We start from the raw sequence: 7,467 nt of genomic DNA on the forward strand, positions 1-7,467 counted from the left end.
TCGCTACATCAACATGGACGACCTGCGCGAGCACAAGAAGCTCGCCCTACGCCAAGCCGCATGACCAGCAACAGGGCCGCCCCTTTTTGCTGAACTTGACGCACACAACCCCGAATCTGGGTGCCGCAATGCGGCGATTCAATGAGTTAGCGAGATAATTGGAACAAATCTTCTTGAGCCGGACAAGAAAAGGCCCGTCCTGTGAGGGATGGGCCTTTTCTTTTCGCGTTGATTCCAAAATTCCGATCAAACTTTTGAAATCAAACGTGCATCACTGCTCGCTGTTGCTCGCCACCGGCGCCACCAGCGAGGTGATGCGGCGGATGGCGACACGCCGGTTCTCGCGGTTCGGGCCAGGCGTATTGACCTTGAGATATTGCTCGCCATAGCCCTGCGTCGTCAGGTTCTCGGCCGGGATGCCGAAGGCGTTGGTAAGCGCCTCAGCCACCGATTCGGCGCGGCGATCCGAGAGAGCAAGGTTCGCCTCCGGCGTGCCGACGGCATCGGTATGGCCTTCGATCAGGAAGGTCTCCGCCGGGTTCTTCTTGAGCAGCTTCTCCATGGCGCTGGCGACGCCATCGAGCTTCTGCACTTCGGTATCGGAGATCGTGGCCGAGCCGAAATCGAAGTTCAGCGTGTCGAGATCGATGCGGCGTGCGATGTCGCGCACGCGGGCCGACCGCTTGACCTCGTCGATCGAGTAGAGGCGCTGCACCCTTTCCACCGGCGGCTGCTCGAGGAAGGTGTAATAGTCGTCGTCGCTCTGGATGTCCTCCGAATCGAGGATGTAGTCGCGCCGCGGCATGTCGAGCCGCATCGGCGGCAGATCGTCGCCGGGATCGCGCCACTCGTCGACATCGTTGTAGTAGCGCTCGTCGACATAGCTCAGCACATATTCACGGCCATCCGGGGTGATGCGCGATCGCCTGATGACATCGCCATTGCGGTTGCGGATGGTGACGATCTGGATGCCGTTCTCGCGATCGACGATTTCGCGGGTGCGGCCGCCTGAAAGATCCTCGTAGTAGACATCCCTGGCACCGCGCGTGATGCGGGGAGCCTCGTTGCTTTCCACGAACGTCTGGTTGTTGAACTGGAGGATCACGCGGTCGCCGAGTTGCTGCACCACGTCCGCGCCCTGCGGCCGGCGGCGATCGCGCACAACCTCTTGGGGCGTGAGGTCGACGCGCTTGCCCTTCTCCTCGATGACAGGCGCGATCTTTTCAGGCTGGATCGCCTGCTGCGCCGTCTTGTCGTCGGTGGGCGGCGGGCCCTGATTGACAGGGGCCTGCCTCGCGGCTTGCTGTCCGGCCTGGTTGCCGCCTTGCTCGACCTGGCCATTCTGGTTCTGGCCGGCCGGCTGGCGGCCCTGGTGCCTGCGCAAGACATCCTTTTGGCTGTCGAGGAGAGGCGCCTCGTTCGGGTTGGCGAGAGCTTGTCCTTGCGCGGCATTGCCGCCAGCCGCGGGCTGATTGTTATTGGCAGGCTGTTCGCCGGTGGCAGGCTGCTGCTGCCCCGTTGCGGGCTGCTCCGTAAGCGGCTTCTTGGCCTGCCTCTTGTTCTGGTTCAAAGGCTGTTCGCCTTGAGCCGGCGCCTGCTCGGTTCCGGCCGGCGCCTGCTCCGTTCCCGGAACCGGCAAGGGCTTGAGCTTGCGAGAGCCCTGACCTGCGGGGGCCTGCTCCGCCGGGGCTTGGCCTTGTTCAGCAGGTTGCTGGCCCTGTTCGGCAGGTTGCTGGCCCTGCTTCCGTTTCTTTCCAGGCTGGTTGTCATTTGCCGGCTGTTCTGACTGCTGTTCGGCAGGCGCGGTTTCCTGCTGCTGATTGAGCTTCCTCTTGCGCAGCTGTTGCTGCTGGTCGGGGGTGGCCTGCTCGGCTGGGGCCGTCTCGCCTTGCTGCTGCTGATCGAGCTTCCTCTTGCGCAGCTGTTGCTGCTGGTCGGGGGTGGCCTGCTCGGCTGGGGCCGTCTCGCCTTGCTGCTGATTGAGCTTCCTCTTGCGCAGCTGTTGCTGCTGGTCCGGGGTGACCTGCTCGGCCGGAGCCGTCTCGCTCTGCTGCTGATTGAGTTTCCTCTTGTGCAGTTGTTGCTGCTGCTGGTCGGGCGCGACCTGCTCGGCCGGTTGCTCAGCCGGCGCCGATTCGGCCTGGTTGCGCTTCTTCTTGCGCGGCTGTTGCTCGTCGGTTGCAGGCTGTCCGCCCTGATCGGCGGGCGCGGCCTCGGTCTGCTGCTGCTGGTCGCGTTTCTTACGCGGTTTGAGTTGCTGCTCAGCTGGGGCTTCCCCGGACTGGCCATTATCCGTCTGCTGCTGGTCTTGCCGCTTCTTGCGCGGCTTCTGCTCGGTCTCGGCAGGCGCGGCTTGCCCGGCCGGCGCCGATTCGCTTTGCTGCTGCTGTTCGCGCTTCTTTTTCCGCGGCTGTTCGCCACCCTGTTGAGCGCACTCCTCGGCCGACTGGCCTTCGGCGCAAGCGGCCTGAGCCAGCACGAGCGGTGCGCCGTGCAGGCTGCCGGAAGCGACACCCCCCTGCAGCGGGTACGCGCCCAACGGCGCGGATGCCATAAGCAGGCCGATTGCCGTGCCCGCCAGAATCCGTGGTTGGCGTTTCATATCAATTTTCTCCTACTGGGGTCCCATCCCTGCCCAAACCTTCATCAACCGCAATTGGTTCCGTCGGGCATTGGCGCCAGCCAAGGATGCCTGGCCGGCCTTTTGAAGGCAATTTGGTGTTTTTCTAATGTTGATACTGGGTCACCCGTCACCGCAGCGCTTGACCGGAAGGCTGCGGAGGGCCAAATCCACCGGAATGACCGCACCGTTCTGGAAAACGAAGACGCTTGAGGCGATGACCCCGGCCGAATGGGAATCGCTCTGCGACGGCTGCGGCAAATGCTGCCTGTCGAAGCTCGAGGACGAGGATACGGGCGAGATCTTCTGGACAAGCGTCGGCTGCAGGCTGTTCGACGCCGAGAACTGCCGCTGCTCCGACTATGCCAACCGCCTGGCGCGCGTGCCGGATTGCGTCGGCCTGACGCCGCAGAATGTGCGCACCATCACCTGGCTGCCAAAGACCTGCGCCTACCGGCTCATCGCCGAGGGCCATGATCTCTACTGGTGGCACAGGCTTGTTTCCGGAAGCGCCGAGACCGTGCACGAAGCCGGCATTTCGATCCAGGGCCGCGTGAAGGCCAAGGAAACCGATCTTGCCGAGCCAGACGACTATTTTGATTACATACTGGATGACGAACCCTGACGGGTTCGCATCTGGATGACGAACCGTAAGCGGTTCGCATCTTGACGACGAACCCTGCGGGTTCGCGTTTTTTGAACGGTTCGCAACGCATATTGATGACGAACGCCGGCGTGTCCGCATCTTCTTGCCACATGAACCGGACATGAACGGCCGGTTCGCGGAAAGTTCAGACGCAAAAAGGCATTTTCCAATCATTGGTTCTACGGGTGACAGCCCACAACAAGGAGAGAAGACGATGTTCAACACGATCAAGACGGCTGCCCTTTCGGCCCTTGTCGGACTTGGCACCTTGGCCGCCATTCCGGCGCATGCGGACAGCCTCTATCTCGGTTTCGGGGACAGGCACGACCCGCGTTTCGGCATCTACACCGGCGACGACGACGGCTATCGCCGCGACTGGCGCCGCGACCGCGACCGCGATTGGCGCGGCTGCTCGCCGGATCGCGCCCTCGACAAGGCCGAGCGCATGGGCCTGCATCGCGCCCGCATCGTCGACATCAGCCGCCGCACGGTGAAGGTTGCCGGCCGCCAGTATGGCGACCGCGTGGTGGTGGTGTTCGCCAACGAGCGCGGCTGCCCGATCATCTATCGCTGAGGCTGAGATCCTCTGCGAGGATCAATCTTGAAGCATGGATGAGCTGAAGGACGATCCTCTGTGAGGATCGCCTATGAGTAGTTGAGCCCCCAAGGTGAGGCGCGGCTCGAAAAAAGCCCCGGAGGATCGATCCTCCGGGGCTTTCTTGTGTGTCGGTGGCGTGCCTGCGATGCCTGCGGCGCCGGTCGGTTCCTACTTCAGCTCGAAGGTGACCGTGACCTGGACGTTGTAGGAATTCTCGCCACGCTGCACAGGCACGGCCGAGCGGGCCGCATCGAACGACTTGGCCGCCATCGGCATCGGCGCCGGCGCCACATTCTGGTCGGTGATCTCGAGCACCTTGCCGAGGCTCACGCCTGCCGCTTCCGCAAGCGTCTTTGCCTTGGCCATCGCGTCGGCGACGGCCTTCTTGCGCGCCTCGGTGATCGTCGCCCTCGGATCGTCATTGGTGAAGGTGATGCCGCCACCCTGGTTGACGCCGAGCGATACCGCCTTGTCGAGGATCTCGCCCGTCTTGTCGACATCGCGCACGCGCACCGACAGCGTGTTGGTCACCTGGTAGGCGACGAGCTGCGCCTCCTGGCTGCCGTCGGCCTTGTTGGTGTAGTTGTAGCGCGGGTTGATCTGGATGCCGGCAGTCTGCAGGTCGCGTTCGGCAATGCCCGCGGATTTCATCGCCGCGATCACCGCCGCCATGGCGTCGTTGTTGGCATCGAGCGCTTCGCGCGCGCTCTTGGCCTCGCGCATGACGCTGAGCGAAAGGATCGCCATGTCCGGCGCCACGGTCGCCTCGCCTTCGCCGGATACGATGATGCGGGGCGGGGGCTGGGTGTCGGCGGCGCTTGCCAGCGCCGGGAACGCGACCGCGGCAGCGAGCGCGATGGGCAAAAAACGTCTGGTCATGAAAACTCCTCGAAGTCTGCGATCCGACGCTTCGCGCCGCATCTGCCTCGACCCGCAAACGCGTCGATTCCCGGCAGCGCGGCGCAAAGGCCGGACCTGTTTCGCGCCGTATGGGCGCAGGCCGCTCTACGGCGCGAATATGGGCTGATTTTGGCGTTTTGCGCCAGCGCTTTCGAAAGCCTTGTGCGGACGAGCGAAAAACACTAAGCCAGCCCGCGTGGGGCCTGTAGCTCAATGGTTAGAGCCGGCGGCTCATAACCGCTTGGTTGGGGGTTCGAGTCCCTCCGGGCCCACCATGACCATTGATTTCATTGATGAAAAGTGGCCTCGGCCCAAAACGTTTTGGGCCCATTATGGGCCCAGCTGTGCGGCGTCGGCCATGGTTTGTTCCGGCTCGATCTGATCACTTGACGACTCGCAGGACAGTTCGCTGCTTCATGGCATCGCGTTTGGCCTCGCGCTGATTGATAGCGCGAGCGATATCCACCGCCATCCGCTTCTTGTTTGCCTCACGCACATAGTCGTCGGTTACGGTCATGGAGGAATGCCCCATCGCCTCCATAATGGCCCTCGCCTGAATGTTACATTCAGCAAGGTAGGTGCCGAAGGTGCGGCGCAAGCCATGAAGCGTGTAGCCGTCCGGAATTCCCGCCTGGCGGTTCCAATGCTGCATCATGCCGGTCAGGCTCTTTTCTGAGAACGCCCGTTTGTAGGCACTCTTCAAAACGGTGCCGCCCTGCGAGCGGTCGAGCGGCTCCAAGGCCGCTGCCAGCTTGTCGACGATTGGAACGAACATCTCCCTTCCGCCGTGGCGATTGCGGTTCTTCTTCTGGCGGAAAGCAAACGCTTCGATCAACTCAAGCGAGCCGTCGAACAGTTCAATCTCCTCGGTGACGAGGTCTTCCCACTCCAGAGCGGCGATATCGCCGCGCCGGTTCCCGAGCCAAAAGCCCAAGGCGTAACAAGTGCGTGCTGGCGTGCCAATCGGATGCCGAGCCTCGAATTTCTCGCGGATTGCAACCGGCCAAGCGGGATTGCCGGTGGACTTGGGCACACGCACGCGAATGGATAGTGCCGGATCGTCTTGCGGCTTGATCCATTTCTCAACCTCGGTCGCGACCCATAGCAGTTTCTTGATGGCGACCAGCATGTGCTTGGCGACTGTACGGTTTGTCGCAAAAATGCCTTCGATAATGGCGCGAAGCCGATCCGCGTCCATGTGTTCCACTGGCGTATTGCGCCAGGTCAGCGGGTACTTTGGATCAACCTTGAGATTAAGAAAACGCTCTATCAGGCGCACATTTTTCCGCTGCGTCGCCTCGTCAAAATCCAGCCACTCCATAGTCGTCTCAAGCCGGCGCGCCGCATGGCCGAAGGTCCTTGGCAGCGCTCGGCCAGGCAGGTCGATGATCGCAGCATTCTTGCCTAGACCCTGCGTCGCCCTTTGATATTCGGCTTCGAATTCCGGATCACCCGGCTTACCGGGAAGCCGGATTTCCGGCATGCCTTTTGCCCGATAGCGATAAACGATCTTGCCGTTCTTGATCCGCGAAGAGACGCCGGGGTAGCGGTCGTCCTTGAAGGGTCTGGCCATTAAAGTCTCCCGCCGGCAATTCCGCTGAAGTTAGTCGTTAAGGGACGATTTCTCCTGCATTGCCTTGAGTGAAAGAGCATTGCTTTTCATCGCAACGCGCAGGAGGAGGGGATAGGGGAAGCCTCTGCCTTGCTCGATGCCCTCAAACGTGCGCTTCGGTATTCCAAACGCCTTGGCCGCAGCTTCGGCAGTGAGCCCTTCCTTGGCCCGCCAGGCTTTCACTTCTTGGGCAAGCTTCTCGTTCTCGCTCACGTGACGCCTTCTCGATACCTTTACTACGTCTTCAGCGTATACGCAATCAGCGTATTTCTTATCTTTTTTGCTCGTCTCGCCTGCTTCGCTCCAACAACTCTTGGAGACCGTTGTCTTTGTCGGGCAACGACGTGAAGGCGATGTCGAGAGCTACACGATCCCAGACGGCACGGCTGTTGATGCGCTTAGGTTTCGGCATACGTCCATCAGCGACCATCTCGTCAAAAAGAGTGAATCCAACACCAACATACCGGGCCGACTCTTCACGAGAAAGGCCTCGTGGCGGATACGAAATTCCATCATTTTTCATGGACGCCGCCCCTGTGGCTGGTGCCTGCGGCGACGTGAGCATTCCAAAGGTTGGAAGGCTTGTTATGTCGAGGAGTCCTTATACCCCGGGCGTGTTGGTGTCGAAGCACAAAGTCTATCCCTGTACGATTTCCGCAGCGACGAGATCGTCCTCATTTAGAGAAGAGAAGTCACGTAAGGCGGAAGCCCTTGGCCAAGCCGATTCGGTGCAAACTGGTAGCGAGGTGGGAAACGGATGGATCGCAGCCCGGACTTTGAGCGCGCTATCTTGAGGGCTGTTATCGAGGGGCGGGCGCAGGTTCTATGCGCTGAAGTCGATATCTCCGGTTTATCGTGATTGGCGCATAAGTATCAAATATGCGCCAAACCCGATATCGATCTTGGGCCATTTGCCGCTCTACCGCGGCCGGTCGCCGCTTTCAGCAAGCCCCTTCGCAGCACTCGCGAGGCAATATCGAGATCGTGTCTCAGGAAGTGGTGTAGCTGACGGCATTGGTCGCCGTGCTCTCCGGCAAGGGCCGGAATGATCAGCGCGCCACTGCCGGCAGGCTGATGAGCGGATCATCGCT

The 7,467-nt window shown here is 61.4% G+C and carries 7 protein-coding genes and 1 tRNA gene; 3 read left to right on the forward strand and 5 right to left on the reverse strand.

The features are described from left to right. Positions 1-271 precede the first annotated feature (271 nt). The gene (locus RFM41_RS33695; protein ID WP_320253474.1) at positions 272-2,602 is read right to left on the reverse strand and encodes an OmpA family protein; all 2,331 of its coding nucleotides are present in this window, start codon (positions 2,600-2,602) and stop codon (positions 272-274) included. A 196-nt stretch (positions 2,603-2,798) separates the two neighbouring features. Here RFM41_RS33695 and RFM41_RS33700 point away from each other — a divergent pair, with 196 nt between their 5' ends. Together RFM41_RS33700 and RFM41_RS33705 are read left to right on the forward strand one after the other, a co-directional pair. Further along, positions 2,799-3,245 carry a YcgN family cysteine cluster protein gene (locus RFM41_RS33700; protein WP_320253475.1) on the forward strand — a complete coding sequence of 149 codons (447 nt, stop codon included), beginning with the start codon at positions 2,799-2,801 and terminating at the stop codon, positions 3,243-3,245. Positions 3,246-3,480: 235 nt separating this feature from the next. Next, positions 3,481-3,840: a hypothetical protein gene (locus RFM41_RS33705; protein ID WP_140640626.1), complete on the forward strand. Its 360-nt coding sequence runs from the start codon at positions 3,481-3,483 to the stop codon at positions 3,838-3,840. Between the two features lie 192 nt (positions 3,841-4,032). Here RFM41_RS33705 and RFM41_RS33710 read toward each other — a convergent pair whose 3' ends face one another. Further along, on the reverse strand, positions 4,033-4,743 hold the full coding sequence (locus RFM41_RS33710) for an SIMPL domain-containing protein (RefSeq protein ID WP_320253476.1): 711 nt from the start codon (positions 4,741-4,743) through the stop codon (positions 4,033-4,035). Positions 4,744-4,963: 220 nt separating this feature from the next. Between RFM41_RS33710 and RFM41_RS33715 the strand changes: the two genes are divergently transcribed. Then, positions 4,964-5,039: transfer RNA gene (locus RFM41_RS33715), tRNA-Ile, on the forward strand. Positions 5,040-5,146: 107 nt separating this feature from the next. Here the strand turns inward: RFM41_RS33715 and RFM41_RS33720 are convergent. Genes RFM41_RS33720 through RFM41_RS33730 form a run of 3 tightly spaced genes read right to left on the reverse strand, consistent with a single transcriptional unit; the run spans position 5,147 to position 6,899 of the window. Then, a complete protein-coding gene (locus RFM41_RS33720) occupies positions 5,147-6,337 on the reverse strand; it encodes a tyrosine-type recombinase/integrase (RefSeq protein WP_320253477.1) in 1,191 nt (396 codons plus the stop codon). Positions 6,338-6,367: 30 nt separating this feature from the next. Beyond that, positions 6,368-6,589 (reverse strand): helix-turn-helix domain-containing protein, encoded by a 222-nt coding sequence (locus RFM41_RS33725; RefSeq protein WP_320234609.1) that lies wholly within the window; start codon positions 6,587-6,589, stop codon positions 6,368-6,370. Positions 6,590-6,647: 58 nt separating this feature from the next. Next, a complete protein-coding gene (locus RFM41_RS33730) occupies positions 6,648-6,899 on the reverse strand; it encodes a hypothetical protein (protein WP_320215626.1) in 252 nt (83 codons plus the stop codon). Positions 6,900-7,467: the final 568 nt, after the last annotated feature.

Origin of the sequence: Mesorhizobium vachelliae (assembly GCF_033977325.1) — a bacterium.
Lineage (GTDB): Bacteria > Pseudomonadota > Alphaproteobacteria > Rhizobiales > Rhizobiaceae > Mesorhizobium > Mesorhizobium vachelliae.